Here is a 16,556-nt window from a genome sequence, read left to right as displayed (position 1 = left end):
GATCAGGACCCCTAGTTGGACATACTTTGAGTGGCGAACCTGCCACCGTTTTGCCCTGCACAAAACCACGCATCGAAAGGGGAGGCACACATGTACCAGCGTAACGAGCAACATCCCGGCCACATCCATCAGCAGTATGCCGATCTGCACCGACGCCATGCGCAAGCCTACCAGCAGCAAGCGATGTATCATCAGGAGCAGGCTGACCTGCACCATCGCAGCGCCCAGGCCTACAACCCGCAGGGGGGTCAGGGGCAGAGCCAGTACCTGAACGCCTACAACGAAAAAATGACAGCGTATAACGATCAGGTTTCCCCCGTCGCACTCGTTTTCAGGGGGCAAATCTCTCCCGAAGCGATTCAATCGCTTAACCAGTACCACAATCCCTATGCACATCCTTCCAATCCGGCTAATTCGCACCTCTCCCAGCACGCTGCGCATGCGACCGAAAATCAGCGCGCTTTGCGCAGCGGCTACCGTTTCTGACCCGGGTCCGATGAATTCCTTTTGAGGCCGATGCTTTCGTGGAGCATCGGCCTCCTCTTTTTTACAGGGAGGATTTTGTCCGAAATTGTAGAAATGTGTTCAATTACGTTTCTTAGTTTGGAGGTAGTAACAGTCATGCCCAAGCTCCAGCCCATTCCCGTCTTGTTTCTCTGCCTGGTGATCGCGCTGTTGGTGCTCAATACCAGCCAGTTCCTGACCAGCTTGCAACATTTGAAGAGAATAGACGCTACCGGCATGCCTGACCGTCAGATCAAAATCGCCCTCATGCTGGAAGGCCCCACCTATGATCAAGGATGGAACAGCAGCGCTTTGGAGAGTTTGATCGAACTGCAAAAAACGCACAGCTTTTTGCTGGACATCGCCAGCAATTTGGACCCCGATCAGATCGCCAACGTCGCCAAGGATTACGCTTCGAGCGGCTACGACCTCATCTTCGGACACGGCGTCATCTTTTCCCAGCCCTTCTCTGAAGTTGCTCCCTACTATCCCGAGACTCGTTTCGTATCATTTAACGGCGAAGCCCCCCATCTCAACCAGACGACGATCCGCTATGACATGTGGCCGGCCGGTTATCTGGTAGGGCGGCTGGCAGCCCGTATGTCCAATTCCAACAAAGTAGGCTATATTATTATCGATAAACCAACGGAATATGACCAACTTTCCGGATTTACGAAAGCCGTCAAGGAGACCTCGCCAAGCGCGGAGGTGATCGTCGGCAAAATCCAGGATTTCAACGATATCACGGGTGCCACTGCGGCGGCCAGGGACATGATTGCCAAAGGCGTTGACGTCATCTATACGACCGGTGACAGCCTGAATCTGGCCGTTATCACGGAGGCCCAGCGAGCCGACATCTATGCCATCGGCTACATTGCCGACCAGCGCTACATCGCGCCGGATCACGTGCTCGCCTCGATGATTCAGGACGTTCAGCAATGCTACCGGACCGTAGTCCAGCAGTTTACGTCCGGCGACTTGCCTGCGGGGACGGTTACCTATGGCTTAAAAGAGGGAGTCAATCGTCTCAGCGGATTCGGGCCGATGGTGCCCCAGGCGGTACGAGACGAGATCAAAAGGGATCTGGAAAGGCTCATAAACCAACGCTAGTTATATGGAGGAGTTAGATGATGTCTCCGTTTCGCAGCTTAGGTTTTCAGAAGAAGATCATGCTCAGCTACCTGGTCATGATGCTCCTCATCGGTTTTGTCACAACCATCTTCAGTTTCCAGATGACCAAGGTGACCGCCGACGAGATGCATCTGACCCAAAACGTCCTGCCGCAGGCAAGCGCCCTCCTGGACGTCAAAAACCAGTTGTACCTGAAAACCTATGCGCTCAATATGTACACACTGACGCGGGAGCCGTCTTATTTGGATCAGTATTACACAAATCTTCTTAATACCTCTCGCTTTTCGGCCATTCCAAAAACAGAAGAAAACAGTGAACTCTTGTCCGTCATCGAACTGATCCGGCAGCTTGATTTCATTTTCCTGAACAAAATCAATCCGCTGCTTCAGGCCAGCAATGTGACAGCGGTCAGCTACGTGCTCGAACATGACGTGCAGCCGCGCATCAAACAACTGGAGCGGCATGTGACATACTCCCTCCATCAGCTGGAGTTTCAGACGAACAAGGAATTTCAGGAGACAAATGAATCGCTGAAGGTATCGCTCATTCTGACTTACAGCGTATCTGTGGCGGCCATCCTGTTTGGACTGTTTTGCACCTTTTACTTCCGCAGGGAGCTGATCCGTCCGATCCAGTCCCTGATTCAACAGGTAGGCGAGGTTTCCAAAGGGACGTTTGGCAAGCAGATCACCTACAAGACCAAAGATGATTTTCATGAGCTGGCGCAGGAATTCAACAAAATGTCCACCAGCATTTACCAGCTCTTCCAGAAGGACGAGGAGCGCAGGCATGTGCTGGAGGAAGAGAAAAACGTCCGAGAGCAGATATTGAACTCGCTTCCGGTGGGCATCATCACCCGCCACTTCGGTTCGGAGTGGGTACACATCAATCAAAAGGCGAAGGAACTGGTCCAACTGGATGGCAATTTCTTTCCGCTAACCAAGGAGCCCGATCTCTGGACAGGCGGACCCGGCGAACAGACGCCGTGGTTTGAGAACCGGAAGATCCAGCTGTATCGGGAGGACGGCAGCACATTGACCGCTCTGGTCTCCTATGTGCCTCTGCGCAACCAGTTCGATCAGGAAGCGGGATGGATGGTGGCCTTCTCCGACATTACCGAACAGGAGCAATTCCAGGAATACTTGCATCAATCGGAAAAACTGGCGATGGTGGGACAGCTTGCCGCCGGGGCCGCCCATGAAATTCGCAATCCGCTTACGGTGATTTACGGGTTTATCCAGCTGCTTCAGCAGCGGCTCCCGGAGGAGGAACGGGATCGCCACTACCTCCCGCTGATCCTGGAAGAGATCGAGCGGGTCAACCGCATTGTGACGGAGCTGCTCATGCTCTCCAAACCTTCGGAGCCCAATTATCGGGAGACTTCTCTATGCGAAGTGGTGGATTCGATCCTTCCTTTGATGAAAGGAGAGGCCGCGCTGCACGGCATCGAGATTCTCGACCTGCTGGACAAAGAGACGCGGCTGGAAGTGGATGTCGAGCAGCTGAAGCAAATTCTGCTCAACCTGATGAAGAACAGCATCGAGGCGATGAAAAACGGAGGAACGCTTCTCCTGAAAAGCGAAGTGGTGGATTCTTACGTGCGCATCTACGTTTCGGACAACGGCAGCGGCATCCCAAGCGAGCATTTGATCCGCATTTTCGACCCATTCTTCTCGCTGAAAGAAGAAGGAACCGGTTTGGGCTTGCCCATCTCGCGCCGCATGGTGGAGAATCACGGCGGCAGCATGCAGATTTTCAGCGAGGTCGGGGTAGGAACGGAGATCGTCATCACACTGCCGCTCCACCCCCAACGGCGTCTCTAAGGGTTGTCCACCTGATCGAGCCAATCGAACATGCGTCTGGTGTATGCCTCCAGTTGATCGCCCTTAAACAGGTGGCTGGCTCCCTCGGCCAGCCACAACTCATACGGCTTGCCGCATGCCTGCAGGGCATCAGCCAGGCGGCGTGCATGCAAGACCCCCACGTTCTCATCTTCGGTCCCGTGAATGATCAGCACCGGGCATTTGATTTCCGCAGCCCGAAACACAGGGGATCGCTCGATGTAAGCCTCTTCCTGCTTGCGCGGATGCCCGACGACACGCCGCAGCATTTTCCGCAGATCGACACGCTCTTCGTAGGTCAGCCGCAGATCGCTCACGCCAGCCCAGACGACAGCGGCCCGGAGACCCTCACACTCGATCGCCGCCAGCAGGGCCATGATTCCCCCGCGCGAAAAGCCGTAGACGCTGATTCTCTCCCTGTCCACGAGCGGAAGGCTGCGCAGCCGCTCATACGCGGAGAAGACATCCTGCCGGTCGGCCCCGCCGAATTCATCTCTGCCCTCCCCACCTTCATTTCCGCGGTAATGGGGAGCCAGGATCACATACCCGAAAGCCGCCATCTGGCTGATCCGCTCCGGCCTCACCCTGCCGACGCCCTTAATGCCTCCGCGGCAATACAGCAGAGCCGGGAGCATTTCCTCCGTGTGCTGAGGAACAGCGAGCAGCGCTTTGACGTGGAGCCCTTCGCTTTGGTAGCCGACCGTATAGAGAGAGACTCCCTCTTGTACCGATTCTTCCGCCCGGACATCGGCGAAGACGGACTCGATTTGTTTTCGCACGGTTTCTTGGCAGTTGTTCATGTTGACACCCCCTTCCCTCTTTTTGCCTATTATGTAAAAAAGAAAAAAGGACGGTTAGGTTCCGCCCCTCTTTCTCTCGTCATTATGCCAAGGCCTAGTAGCCACGTTTTGCGTTCTTTTTGTTAATGGTAGCCAGGTTCTCTTCGCTGTGCTTCAGCCATTTTTTCAATTTGTCTTCGAAGGAAGCCCCGCTGTCTCTTCTTGAATTGCCTCCGCGGTCGCCCCCACGATATCCACCGCCACGACGCTCCTCGCGCTCCGGACGCTCGGGAGCAGGCAGTGCGGCACGAACCGAAAGCGAGATCTTGCCTGCATCATCAATGGAGAGGACCTTTACTTTGACTTGATCCCCGACGGAAAAGTGTTCGTTGATATCCTTTACAAAACCGTTCGCAACTTGGGAAATGTGGACTAAGCCCTGCTCGGTTTCGCTGACTGCTACGAACATCCCAAACGGTTTAATCGCTGTCACTTTTCCCTCGATGATGCTTCCCACTTGTACTGCCATTCAGTTTGCACTCCTTTTATTATTTCCCAAAAATGGTGAGAACCTCTACCAGAAGCCTCATTACAATAGTATAGCAGAGATAATCAACGACTGAAAAGCCTATTCTTTCTAGGTGCGCACTTGCCGCGAGGGTTCCCCGCCGGTTTTTTCCGCGAGCGGATAGCGTACCGCTCCGCGCTTTTTCATCTGCCCTCCTGCCCCTGCCTGCACTTGCTTTCCCATCATAGGATGGTTGAGATTTTCAGATTTTATCATTTCTTTTTCCTATTTTTCAAGCCCAGGCCCACAGCGATGATCAACAGCATCGTCCCTGACCCGAGGCCGTCCAGGACCACATCCGCCACCTGTCCGGTCCGATCCGGCGTGAACGTCTGATGCCACTCGTCCAGAACGGCGGCGGCCAGACTGAGAAACGCGCTCCAGGGGAGAGCTGCCGCTGCGCTGAGCCGATGCCGCAATACGCGATAGAGGACGGCCGTCAAAAGGGCAAAGACCGTAAAATGCGTCCCTTTGCGCAGAAAGAATTCGATCATTCCCGCCGCACCCGTGTCGTCCATGCTGATCTCTTTTTTCCCGTAATGAAAAGAGAGATTCTTCCATTTTTCGGAAACTGTTTTTTCATCTACGTACTGGGAGATCGTCCCTCGCAAATCCTGTTTGGTGTACGGCTGGGAGGATGAGATGAACAACCCAGCCAAAATGCACACCAAGAGGAGGATATCGATCACCCGTTTCATTCTCCCCACTACGCTCCTCCTTCTCTTCGGAAACGATCATTGCCGTGAAAATTTGCCGCTTCTTTTTATCATAGCAAAAAAATGCGGGTGTGCTCTGGACCGAAATGCGTATTTTTTCCCCTGCTACTTTTCTCCCTGGCCGTGTAAAAGACGAGCGCATGCCCAAAGAAAATGCCAACCATCACAGGTTGGCATCTCTCACTTCTCTGGGCAATGGGAGGAAATCCTCGTCGGACAGCTCCCCGGGCCGGCCCGATGCGCTCTCGTGCACCCGCTCCCCGGAATCATCCCCCGTCTGTCGGGAGAATCGGCTTCGTTTCAACTCGCGGCGATCCTGCCGCCGCACCTTTTCATTTTCCCACCAGTTCCGCAGCCGTTTGCGGATGAGCGGAATCGTCCAAGGCTGACTGTACAAGCGGCGGTTCTCCGCAGCCGTGTGCACGCCGGGTACCAGGACGATCGCTGCATACCCGGCCAAAATCGTGCCGAGCAGCAAGGTTGCCGAGAAGGAGCCGTGCACATCATCCCCGCTTCCCCAGCCCAGTCCAAAAGGCAGACTGGCCAGGATGACCGAGGAGAGTACGATCAGGAGGGCAGGTACGGCCCGAGACGAGGCGGCCTTTACGCCGTCCATGATCGTCTCCGCAGCTTTGGCCGACAGGTGCAGGCGGTCCAGGAAAAGCAGTGTCTGCTGCACCAGCAAAGCCGACGTGGCGGCCATTCCGTAGAAGCCCATCACATTCAGCGGACGGTCGAGCAGCAAGAGGCCAAACATGACGCCTCCTGCGAGCACAGGCACGAAGGCGAGCGCGATGATGCTGTCGCGCAATCTTCGCTGAAGCGCCAGAGCAGCCGCCAGCACGATCAGGACGGCCCCGCTTACCGCGAGAAAGCGGCCGGTCTTGTCGGTGTTTTTCGTCTCCTGCTCCTGCTCTTTCTTCAGTTCATTGGCCGTCAGGATGCGGTACCCCTCCGGTATGGGCATCTTCTGTTCCATCTGCAACGGAATCGAAAAGGCCAAGCCGTCAATCCAGTCGGGCTGAGAGACGGCACTGCTTACCTTGATCACATACTGACCGTCCTCCCGTTGGAATACAGGCGGTTCGTCGGCCAGCCTCCACTCGGCCAGATCCTGCAGGCGGACAGCTCCGCCAGGGGTGCGGACGAGGATGTTTTTCACCTGATCCGGATGCTCCATCCAATTGTCGGGAAAGCGGGCCGTCACAGGGATCGCGCGCTCATTCCAGGCGAGACTGCCGGCTGCCTGTCTCCCCAGATAGCTCGCCAGCTGACGCCTGATTTCTGCCTCCGTCACCTGGTAGCGGGCCAGCATCTCCGGTTTGGGCGTCATCTCGATGTACGTGCCTGTGGTGCCAGCCCCGATCCTCTCGTCGGTAATGATCTCGCGGCCATCCTCATCCGTCCACTGCAACCCTTTCATCAGGGTGACCAGCTGATCGGCGATCTCTTTGGACGTGTGCAGAGACGGCCCTTTTATCGTGAGCTCCAGCCTGGTTTTCTGATCCTCGGAGACGATCATCGCGAATGGATCGGTATGGGGTACCTCTCTGAGAGCTTTGTCCAGCTCCTTTTCCAAATCCATCCGGCTGCGCGTCCAATTGTCTTTTTCCTCCAGATGCAGATAAAAGGTGAGGCTTTCCCGTGACGCTGCCGTGTAGAGATCGCGCACCTCTTCCAGCTTACGCAAGCGCTCCTCGGCCACTTGGGCGGCCTGCATCGACTGATCGATGCTGCTCCCCTGAATCATGGACAGAGAGAGGGTCTTTTGCTGCCCGTCTGTTTTGCCGTATGGGTCGACCAGCACAAACGGGTGAAAGAAGACGATCGCGAAAAGGGACGCTGCCAGCGTAACCCCATACGGCACAAAGCCCAGGCCGACAGAACGCTCCCATCTTGCCGCGAGACGCACCGCCCATCCTCTCCTCGTCTTTTCCCTGACGACGGCAGGAAAACCCTCAGGGATCCACGCTGCAGCCAACACCGGGACGATCCATCCATAGACGAGCGTCATCACGGCGGTGCCGAGGGGGATGATTGGCAGCGCATCGGTCAAAAGTGCCGCATCGGAGGCTTTGATGAAATCGGTGGTCAAAAGGCCCGTGAACACCGCCGCCACGATCACAATGCCCAGCAGGATCGGCCGCATCAGCGCCCAGACACTGCGCACACAGCCCTGTGCGGAGAGATCCCGCTCTTCCGCCAGCCGCAAAAAGAGCCAGACTCCCGCACCGGCATACAAGAGAGCAAACAGCAGCACCGGTCCGAGGGAAACGAGCGTAAGCGGCATCCCGACGAGCCACATGCCCCCGAGCAAGGCGCCTGTGGACAAAAGCAAGAAAAGAAAGGACAGGGTGCCAGCCGATACGCTGCGCAAGCGCAGGCCTACGGCAATCGCCGTCAGCGAGGCCAAAAGAATGACCAAAATGCTCCCATCCCGGAGAGCTGCCGACAAGATCCACGCGACATCGTGGATCAGGTCGATCTGATAGCGGCCGTCCGCAGCCTGCTTCACCTCGTCTACCGCATTGATCACCTCTGCGCGAAGCTGGGGCAGCTGGGAACCTCCTGCCGCATAGACGGTCACGGCGACAGCCGGTGAGCCTTTATAGACATGCACCGTCTCTCCCCTGCTTCCCCGCAGGTCGCGGATATCAGCCAGCGTTTTCAGCGGGACGTATCCTTTTCCGGTGGAGATCAGCTCGCTCGCCAGCTCCTGCGGACTGGTCCACTCCCGGCCCCAGCGGAAATTCGTCCGGTCCGCTCCCTTGCCGATCGTGCCGACCTGCTCCGCGGCACCCTTGGCCTGCAGCTGACCGAGCACATCGCCGGGCGTCAGGCCATGCGCCCGCAGCATCGTGGGATGAAAGACCAGCTCCACCTCCTGTCTGAGGCTGGCATCGTCGACCTCCACCCGGGCTACCCCGGGGATGGCCGACAATTTTTCCGACAGGTCTCTGTTCGCCGCATCGGCGATGGTTTGGATGTCGGAACCGTAGACCATGTAGGTGCCCACACGGTCATCCGCCAGATTGGAGGAAGACAGCTCCCAGCTGTCCAGAGGCAGCGTCCCGGACACCTCCCGCATGATTTGCTCCAGCTTTTCCCGGTCGCTGCCAAACAGCCGGACCTTCGTTTTGACGGTGAGAGAAGCCGTTTGATTCTGCGAAAGCGTAGAGATTTTCAGCGCCAGACCGCTTGCGCGAATCGCCTCTTCCACAGGGCGGGTCACCCGCTCATCGATCCGGTCCGCACTCAAGCCGGGGGCTTGCAGCCGGATCGTATATTCCGGGAGGACCCGGTCGGGAAACAGCCTGATTTCCATGCGCAGCGCGGCGCCCAGCGCCAGGAGACAGCACAGCAAAGCCAGCAGCTTGGCCAGCACCGGCCATGTCGAAGCAAACGAGCCCTTATTCATCGGCCACCTTCACCGCCTCGCCATCCACTACGTAGGACAAGCCGGAGGAGACAATCTGGTCGCCCGGCTCCAAGCCCTCCAGGACTTCGTAAAAAGTGCCGTACAGATTGCCCACCACAACGGGCGCTTTCTTGATCGAATTGTCATCGATTTTCATCACATAGTAGGACTCCTCCGCGACGCCGACACTGGAGATCGGGACCAAGAGAGAGCCTTCCGTCTTCACTTCGTATACGCAGGTGACGGCCATCCCGCCTCGCCAATGCTCGGCTTTGTCGCGAACGGTCACCTCCACCGGATAGGTGCCTGTGGACGTATCCAGAACCGGAGCGACGAAGGTGGTGACCCCCTCGGCCTCGGAGCCGTCCGCCGCCTTGACGATGACCTTCTTGCCCGTCTGCCAGCTGCCGATCTGGCTGCTGTCCACCTGCAGCGTCACCAGCCAGCCGGAGGTATCGACCAGGCGAAGCACCTCCTGTCCGGGACCGGTCCGCTCGGACTCCGTCTGGGAAATCGACGCCACGATGCCGGAAAAAGGCGCTTTCAACAGCGCATCGGCCGCTTCCTGCTGGGCACGGCTCAACTGGACATGAGCCTGCTGCACGGCCGCATTGGCCGCCTCGACCTCCAGCTTGTCGGCGCCTTGTCGCAGAGTGTCGTAGCGGATCTGCTGCTCTTGCAGCTGCAGCGCTGCCTGCTTGTCCGCCAATGCCTGCCGATCCAGCTCATCCTTGGAGATCGCTCCATTCGCATAGAGGATTTTGGCCTGGGCATGCTCTTCCGCGGCCTTGGCGGCATTCTGTCTCGCCTTCTCCACCTGCAGGCGCTGCGTCTCCAATTCATGCTGCTCCGGTCCCTGTAGAGCTTGTGCCCGGCGGATGCTGGCACTGGCCACCTGTCCCTGCGCCGCCGTCACCTCCTGCTGAAAAAGCGAGGTATCAAGCGCAGCCAGCACCTGCCCTTGCTTGACTGCGCTGCCTTTTTGGACCATAATCCGTGAGATTTGTCCCGAGCGTCCAAAGGAGAGCGACAGCTCCTTTAGCGGCGAGACCACACCGGAGATCTCCTGCGTAAGTCCCTCCTGCTGCTCCACGGTATAGGCTTTCACGGTCTTTACTTTGACAACGGCCTCTTCTTCAAACCGTTTTTTCATTTGTTGCACATTCTGATCCAGCTTTTCGCACCCTGCGAGGAGCAGGGCAGCCAGCGTGAGACCGACCCATTTCTTCATTCCATCAGCTCCTGCTCAAAACTCGAATTTCCTGTATGTTCGCATGAAAAGAAATCATTTTCGATTTTTATCGACCAAATTATATTTTACAGAATCTCCCGTTATTTGTAACACTTTTCTGTCACTTTTTATTTTTCTTTAGGATTTAACTTGCCTTTTTGGGGTATTCGGATTTTAGTGTGGAAACACAATAGAATTTTTGAAAGTAAAAAACAACTAACTTACATTTACAACAATCCAATTGTTTTGCTCATTTTAACCCACCGATTATGAATGAATTCCCCACTGTTTATGGCATGATTTAAATGTACTAAATGGCAGCTAATTTATGCTCATATTAAAAAGAGCCACTTGCCAACATCTATTAAAAAACATACACTCCCCGTTGGGCATAACGTTCATGGGAGGTATATAGGAGATGTTAGCAATGGCTGAAGTCAATTATATCAGACATGAAACAAACACAAAAGGTCGCTCCTACTCTTCTGTTGCAAGACAGATGAATATGGATCGCAGGACAATCAAGAAGTATTCGGAGATGGAGGATTTCAATCAGGAGGTGAAGTCTGTACAGACAAGGAAAGCCAATGTAATGGATCCGGTTAAACCAATCGTTGATCAATGGCTACTTGAAGATATGGGGAAGAAAAAGAAGTTCAGAAGAACCGCAAAGCGAATCTATACTCTTCTCGTTTCGGAACATGGATTCCAAGGCTCTGACCGTACGATTCGTGCCTATGTGGCGAAAAGGAAAGCCGCCTTATTGGACGAGAGCAATGACACTGCCTTACCGTTAGAGGCGAAGGCCGGCACAGCACAGGTAGATTTTGGGGAAGCTCCTTTTAAGCACAGGGGAAAAGAGGTCATCTTGCCCTTCCTCGTCCTCTCATTCCCTTACAGCAATTCATTCCTGTTTCAAGTGTTCCCTTCCCAAAACCGGGAGTGTTTTCTACAAGGACTGACGAACATGTTCGCCTTTCTAGAAGGCGTGCCGCATACGATCCGTTTCGATAACCTGTCACCTGCGGTGAAGAAAGTGCTGCCAAACGGGGAACGGCAAGTAACAGAGGAATTCGCTCGTTTTGTTGCCCATTATGGCTTCCAATATGAATTCTGCAATCCGGGAAGCGGAAACGAGAAAGGGCACGTGGAAGCGATGGTCAAATACATACGAAACAACTATCTGTTGCCGGAAATCCACTATGAAGACCTGTCGGTCTTGAATGAGAAGACCCTGAATTGGAGCCTGGGGGATCGGAAACGTTGCCACTATGAAAAGGATACCCTGATTGCCGAACTATATTTGGAAGACAAGGAGCGCTTCCTCCAACTGCCCGGTAAAGCGTACGAATGCGTTCGGTTCGAGCAGGTCAAAGCGGATAAATACGGAATCGTCCGTATTGACCAAAAGCAATATTCCACTTCGCCACGCTTTGCGGGACAAGCGGTCTTGGCGAAGATCTCATTTGATACGATCTCGCTTCTGAACGAGGAAAATGAAGTGATCGTACGCCACCCCAGATTATATGGGGAGACAAAGAAGTCGATGGACTGGCAACCTTATCTGACCTTGATGGCAAAGAGGCCAACCGCTTTGAAATACAGCTCATTCTACGATCAATTGCCGGAGGAATGGAAAGCCTTTTTCGGTGAATGTACAGTCGAGGAGAAACGGAATGCTCTCCAACTTTTATCCGTCATCAATAGCGTTGCATTAAATTCGAACCCTTCTCTGTTATTCTAAATTGTGCCAAAAATGTTAAATTAAAGACGTCCATTGCAAGAAAAAATCTCCATAATTAGGGTAGCAGGTAGTCCTGTCCAAATCCCTAATCATAGGAGATCACGCATGGACAAGGATACACTACTTTCGTCATTTGGTAAATGGGTTGCACCCTTAAATGCAAAAATAATTTCCGACTGGACCACAGAAACCGGCGAAGACAAGTATGTGAAGAAGCTTACCACTCTAGCGTACCTTCTCATCTTCATGGACGCTCAGCTGAATCAGCGCAAGGCTTTGCGGGACATTGTCACCGAAATTGAGAATAACGAAGCCTTCCAGAAAGAACTCGGCATCACCTCCATCAGTATTTCGCAGCTTTCCAGGAAGAACAACAAGCTGTCGCCGGAACTTTTACAGCAGCTATTTGTCGATCTGGTCGCTCAGGTCACTCGCATTCGCACGCCTGCCGCTGGGCGAGTCGGTACGGTTAAACTGCTGGATTCCACGACCATGAGTCTGTGTCTTAGCAAGTACAAGTGGGCAACGTACCGGAAAACGAAAGCCGGCGTGAAACTCCACTTACGCGTGACCTTCTGTGATCCGGATACGGTCTATCCGGAGAAGGCCGTGCTCACTCCGGCCAAGCCGTCAGATCGCACCCAAATGGATGCGCTCATCGATGAAACCGGCGCTACTTATGTATTTGACCGCGGCTACGTGGACTACGAGAAATACGACCAGTACTGCTGGGATGGAGTCTTCTTCGTTACTCGGTTGAAAGACAATGCTATTGTCGAAGTGATGGATGAATTTCCAACAGCGGAAGGCTCGGTCATGACTCGGGATCGCATGGTGAAGATCGGCAAAGGGGCCAAACAGATGAAGCATGTTCTTCGCCTCATCGAAACCGTCGATTTAAAAGGAAATCCCATCCGAATCATAACGAACCGATTCGATCTGACCGCTGAAGAAATCGGCGACTTGTACCGCAATCGCTGGAAGATTGAAACCTTCTTCCGATGGTTGAAGCAGCATCTGAAGTTGACGCGATTCTACGGTGAAGATGAAAACGCCGTATGGAACCAGATCCTGATTTGCCTGATTAGTTACTGCCTTCTGCTCCTGATGAAACTGGAGCTCTCGACAACTAAGTCGCTGCTTGATCTAAGCCGACTACTAAAATCGAATCTCACCAAGTCGTGGGAAGTTTTTAAAGCGGCTGTATTTCGAAAACCAGCACGCACTTCGAAAGGTCGGCAGAAGGTCGTAAAGAGCTAAGGCAACGCAAAGCAAGAAAAGGTAATCAGCACCTTGAAATCCTATATATTACCAAATGGACAATGACTGCCTTGCATGCATAGCCCCCTTAACTTTTTAGCCTATACGGCGGCAGGTCCGTTTTCAGAAAATTCTATAAACGATAGAAAAGCAATGTTTATGCAACGCTATTGATCCGTCATATTAAAGGAACAGGATTTCGACATATCTCTACAAGCCCTACGGATTGCATCCGAACATGGACATCCTACCACGGAATCCATCAAGCACGTCTATTATCAGCTTGTGAATGGACGAGGCATTCGAGAAACACTGTCGCTTCCGCCTTCAGTGCCATCAACTAGAAATTCAAGCAGAGGCCTCTCTCATTATGATCGGTTGATGATTATGCCAGGAGGTGAGCAGCGGTGAGAAGCCTCATTGAAGAGCATGCCAAGCGTTTGAAATTAAGTTGGATACGGGAGAATTATCACGCGGTGGAAGCTGAAACACATGAAGAATTTCTGCTCTGCTTATTCGAAAGGGAAATACAGCAACGAGAGGAACGGAAGCTCAATCTCCTTCTCAGTCAATCCTGTTTGCCGGATATATCTGGCAAGCAGCTAGAATGGCACGGTATTCATATGAATGGAAACATTACAAAGGAAGAAATCTTGCAAGGCAGGTTCATAGAGAGAAAAGAGAATTTAATCCTATATGGAGGCGTCGGGGTCGGGAAAACGCTTATGGCAGCCTTGGCAGGCTGGAACTGCATCCAAAAAAGCCAAAAACGGGTGCGCTTCTATACAGTCGCTCAACTCGTGAACAGCCTGTTAGAGGTTAACGAGAAAGGAACTCTCGGTAGGCTGTTTAAACAAATAGAGAGCCTGGATCTATTAATTCTTGATGAATTAGGCTATGTACCCCTTGTAACTGCTAAACTAAATTCAACAGTATCCGCCAAATAGAAATGAACACTTTTTTCTTTCACTTGGTAACCCAGTTAAGCTATGATTACTTGTTCAACATAGCTTGGCTGGGGGATGGGAAAGGTGGAAAAATTACTGTTGTATCTTCAGGTTCATCAATTAAAAGAGCAAGGATTTAAGGTGGCAGCCATCGCAAGGAAATTGGATCTGTCGAGGAACACGGTCTATAAATATCTAGATATGACTTTTGAGGAGGCATCAGATTGGGTCAATTCCCTTGGTAACAGAAGCAAAAAGTTGAATCCCTACCGGGATAGGATTCTCAGTTGGTTACATGAACATCCAGATCTGTCTTCTTCTCAGGTCGAGGACTGGTTAAAGGAGAAATATCCTTCCATTAAGATTGGAGGAAGCACAGTTCGATCCTATGTTAGTGAGCTAAGGGAAATATACCATATTCCGAAAATTGTACATATTCGTGATCACGAAGCAGTGGACGAGTTGCCAATGGGCCAACAGGCTCAAGTGGATTGGGGAGAAGTCACGGTTAAAAATATGGAAAAAAAGGACGTGAGATTATACTTCATCACTTTTGTTCTCTCCCACTCCCGTTTCAAGTATGTAGAGTGGCAAAGCAGACCCTTTACCACAAGGGATGCAATCAGATGCCATGAAAACGCATTCGTATTTTTCGGAGGAATGCCAGAGGAATTGGTTTATGACCAAGATCACCTGATCACCGTAAGTGAAAATGCAGGAGACATTATCCTGACGAGTGAATTTCAGTCTTATAAGCAAGAACGTGGATTTCGCCTTTATTTATGCCGCAAGGCAGATCCGCAAAGTAAGGGCAAGATAGAAAACGTAGTGAAATTCGTGAAAAGAAACTTTGCCAAACACAGGGTTTTCTCCAATATCGATGCATGGAACGAACGGTCTCTGGCCTGGCTATCACGGACAGGCAATTACAATGTGCACCATACAACAAAAAAGAGACCGGTTGAAGTGCACGCCCTCGAAAAGCAACACTTGAAGCCAGTCTCTCCCCTGCTCTCTTTCGAGAGCAACCGTGGATCCAGTATAACAAGAACTGTCCATAAGGACAATGTGATTAAATATAAATCCAATCGGTACTCCCTTCCTTTAGGGACATACCGTCCAAGGGGAGAGAATCAAGTATTTATCGAGATTCATGAAGAGGAACTGATTGTCAGAGCAACTCCGCAAGGAGAAGTTCTTGCACGACATCGGCTTTGCCACGGAAAAGGAGAGCTTATAAAAAGTAGACAGCACTCACGTGATCGATCTAAAGGGATTCATGCTTATAAGGAGACCATTATCCGCCAATTTCACGATCAAGAAAAAGCAATGCTGTTTATTCATGAGATAAGCGTTCGGTATCCGAGGTATGTACGTGATCATTTGCAAATCGTTCAATATGCCATCACCCATTTCCAACCTGATATTGAGGAAGCCTTGGATGTATGTGTAAAAGACCATTTATGGAGTGCAAATGACCTCCGGGATGTTGCACAGCACCTTTCCCGACTAAAAGATACCAAGCCCTCCTCAGAACCTCGTTTCGATCAAGCAATACCAAGCAACTTCCGCAACCTCTCCGCATTACAAGCCACTTCACCAACGAGGGAAATGGATAAATATTTAAAAATACTAGGGGGCATTTGACGTTGAACAGCACCGTACAGACCATGCAAAATTACTTCCGCCATCTTCGGATGGCGGAGACAGCCAATGAACTGCCTGAATTCCTTCGTAAAGCTGAAAAATTCTCTTGGACCTATCAGGAATTTCTAGAAGAACTCTTAACCTATGAATTGAAACGGAGAGAAGCAAAAAATGCGGAGAGGAGATTGAAATGGGCCAAGTTTCCCTATCAAAAGACCTTGGAAGAATTCAGATCGATGAGCAAAAGTCAATCAGTTCCCGCCAAATCAAACAGTTGAAGGAACTGAATTGGCTAGAACAACAGTACAATCTGATCCTTCTTGGTCCTCCAGGAGTGGGCAAAACCCACATTGCAATTGGACTTGGGTTAGAAGCGATACAAAAGGGTTTTCAAGTTACCTTTTCAACCATGGGAGAGTTGATCCATCTATTGAAAACCCAAGAGTACCTCACAAAATCACAAACGCAGCTTAAAAGAATAAACGAATCCGATTTGGTCATTATTGATGATCTCATGTATATGGCAATGGATCAAAGGGAGGCAAACCTATTTTTCCACCTCATAAACAACCTGTATGAACGAAGTTCAATCATATTAACATCCAACAAAGGACCCGAACAGTGGGGAGAATTAATAGGTGATCAAGGAATTACGACGGCTATATTAGATCGATTGCTTCACAGAGTGGAAGTGATCCAACTAAACGAAGACAGCTACAGAATCAAATACAGGAGCTCTATTTTCGGAGAAAAAAGTGTTCAATCTTAAT

Annotated in this window: 13 protein-coding genes and 1 pseudogene; 8 read left to right on the top strand and 6 right to left on the bottom strand. The window is 52.1% G+C overall.

Going from position 1 to position 16,556, the window contains the following annotated elements; translation table 11 throughout:
* Positions 1–90: 90 nt before the first annotated feature.
* The 3 genes from JD108_RS04070 to JD108_RS04060 all read left to right on the top strand — a co-directional run bounded on the left by JD108_RS04070 (position 91) and on the right by JD108_RS04060 (position 3,458).
* Positions 91–486 (top strand): hypothetical protein, encoded by a 396-nt coding sequence (locus JD108_RS04070; RefSeq protein ID WP_198828647.1) that lies wholly within the window; start codon positions 91–93, stop codon positions 484–486.
* Positions 487–621: 135 nt separating this feature from the next.
* Positions 622–1,614, top strand: coding sequence for a BMP family ABC transporter substrate-binding protein (locus JD108_RS04065; protein WP_198828646.1), 993 nt, complete (start codon positions 622–624; stop codon positions 1,612–1,614).
* A 20-nt stretch (positions 1,615–1,634) separates the two neighbouring features.
* Positions 1,635–3,458, top strand: a complete 1,824-nt coding sequence (locus JD108_RS04060) for an ATP-binding protein (RefSeq protein ID WP_198829983.1) — start codon at positions 1,635–1,637, stop codon at positions 3,456–3,458.
* Here JD108_RS04060 and JD108_RS04055 read toward each other — a convergent pair.
* The 6 genes from JD108_RS04055 to JD108_RS04030 all read right to left on the bottom strand — a co-directional run bounded on the left by JD108_RS04055 (position 3,455) and on the right by JD108_RS04030 (position 10,188).
* The gene (locus JD108_RS04055) at positions 3,455–4,276 is read right to left on the bottom strand and encodes an alpha/beta hydrolase family protein (protein ID WP_198828645.1); all 822 of its coding nucleotides are present in this window, start codon (positions 4,274–4,276) and stop codon (positions 3,455–3,457) included. The two genes, JD108_RS04060 and JD108_RS04055, sit on opposite strands and share 4 nt — an antisense overlap.
* Before the next feature lie 94 nt (positions 4,277–4,370).
* Positions 4,371–4,784 carry a S1 RNA-binding domain-containing protein gene (locus JD108_RS04050; protein ID WP_198828644.1) on the bottom strand — a complete coding sequence of 138 codons (414 nt, stop codon included), beginning with the start codon at positions 4,782–4,784 and terminating at the stop codon, positions 4,371–4,373.
* A gap of 108 nt (positions 4,785–4,892) precedes the next feature.
* Positions 4,893–5,039: a hypothetical protein gene (locus JD108_RS04045; RefSeq protein WP_198828643.1), complete on the bottom strand. Its 147-nt coding sequence runs from the start codon at positions 5,037–5,039 to the stop codon at positions 4,893–4,895.
* The gene (locus tag JD108_RS04040) at positions 5,036–5,521 is read right to left on the bottom strand and encodes a VanZ family protein (RefSeq protein WP_228728404.1); all 486 of its coding nucleotides are present in this window, start codon (positions 5,519–5,521) and stop codon (positions 5,036–5,038) included. The genes JD108_RS04045 and JD108_RS04040 overlap by 4 nt, the downstream gene beginning before the upstream one ends.
* A gap of 181 nt (positions 5,522–5,702) precedes the next feature.
* On the bottom strand, positions 5,703–8,957 hold the full coding sequence (locus JD108_RS04035) for an efflux RND transporter permease subunit (protein WP_198828641.1): 3,255 nt from the start codon (positions 8,955–8,957) through the stop codon (positions 5,703–5,705).
* Positions 8,950–10,188, bottom strand: coding sequence for an efflux RND transporter periplasmic adaptor subunit (locus JD108_RS04030; protein WP_198828640.1), 1,239 nt, complete (start codon positions 10,186–10,188; stop codon positions 8,950–8,952). The genes JD108_RS04035 and JD108_RS04030 overlap by 8 nt, the downstream gene beginning before the upstream one ends.
* Positions 10,189–10,606: 418 nt before the next feature.
* Between JD108_RS04030 and istA (JD108_RS04025) the strand changes: the two genes are divergently transcribed.
* The 5 genes and pseudogenes from istA (JD108_RS04025) (at position 10,607) to istB (ending at position 16,555) form a co-directional block, all read left to right on the top strand.
* Positions 10,607–11,932 carry an IS21 family transposase gene (gene istA / locus JD108_RS04025; RefSeq protein WP_228728301.1) on the top strand — a complete coding sequence of 442 codons (1,326 nt, stop codon included), beginning with the start codon at positions 10,607–10,609 and terminating at the stop codon, positions 11,930–11,932.
* Positions 11,933–12,037: 105 nt separating this feature from the next.
* On the top strand, positions 12,038–13,192 hold the full coding sequence (locus JD108_RS04020; protein ID WP_198826839.1) for an IS4 family transposase: 1,155 nt from the start codon (positions 12,038–12,040) through the stop codon (positions 13,190–13,192).
* Between the two features lie 407 nt (positions 13,193–13,599).
* Positions 13,600–14,139, top strand: a complete 540-nt coding sequence (locus tag JD108_RS04015) for an ATP-binding protein (RefSeq protein WP_198828639.1) — start codon at positions 13,600–13,602, stop codon at positions 14,137–14,139.
* A 96-nt stretch (positions 14,140–14,235) separates the two neighbouring features.
* Positions 14,236–15,786 (top strand): IS21 family transposase, encoded by a 1,551-nt coding sequence (gene istA, locus JD108_RS04010; protein ID WP_144083832.1) that lies wholly within the window; start codon positions 14,236–14,238, stop codon positions 15,784–15,786.
* A gap of 2 nt (positions 15,787–15,788) precedes the next feature.
* Positions 15,789–16,555: pseudogene (gene istB / locus JD108_RS04005) on the top strand (IS21-like element helper ATPase IstB).
* Position 16,556: the final 1 nt, after the last annotated feature.

This window comes from Brevibacillus composti, from assembly GCF_016406105.1.
Classification (GTDB): Bacteria; Bacillota; Bacilli; order Brevibacillales; family Brevibacillaceae; genus Brevibacillus; species Brevibacillus composti.
The sequence above is the reverse complement of the archived record's forward strand: the minus strand, read 5'-3'. Positions and strand labels throughout refer to the sequence as shown.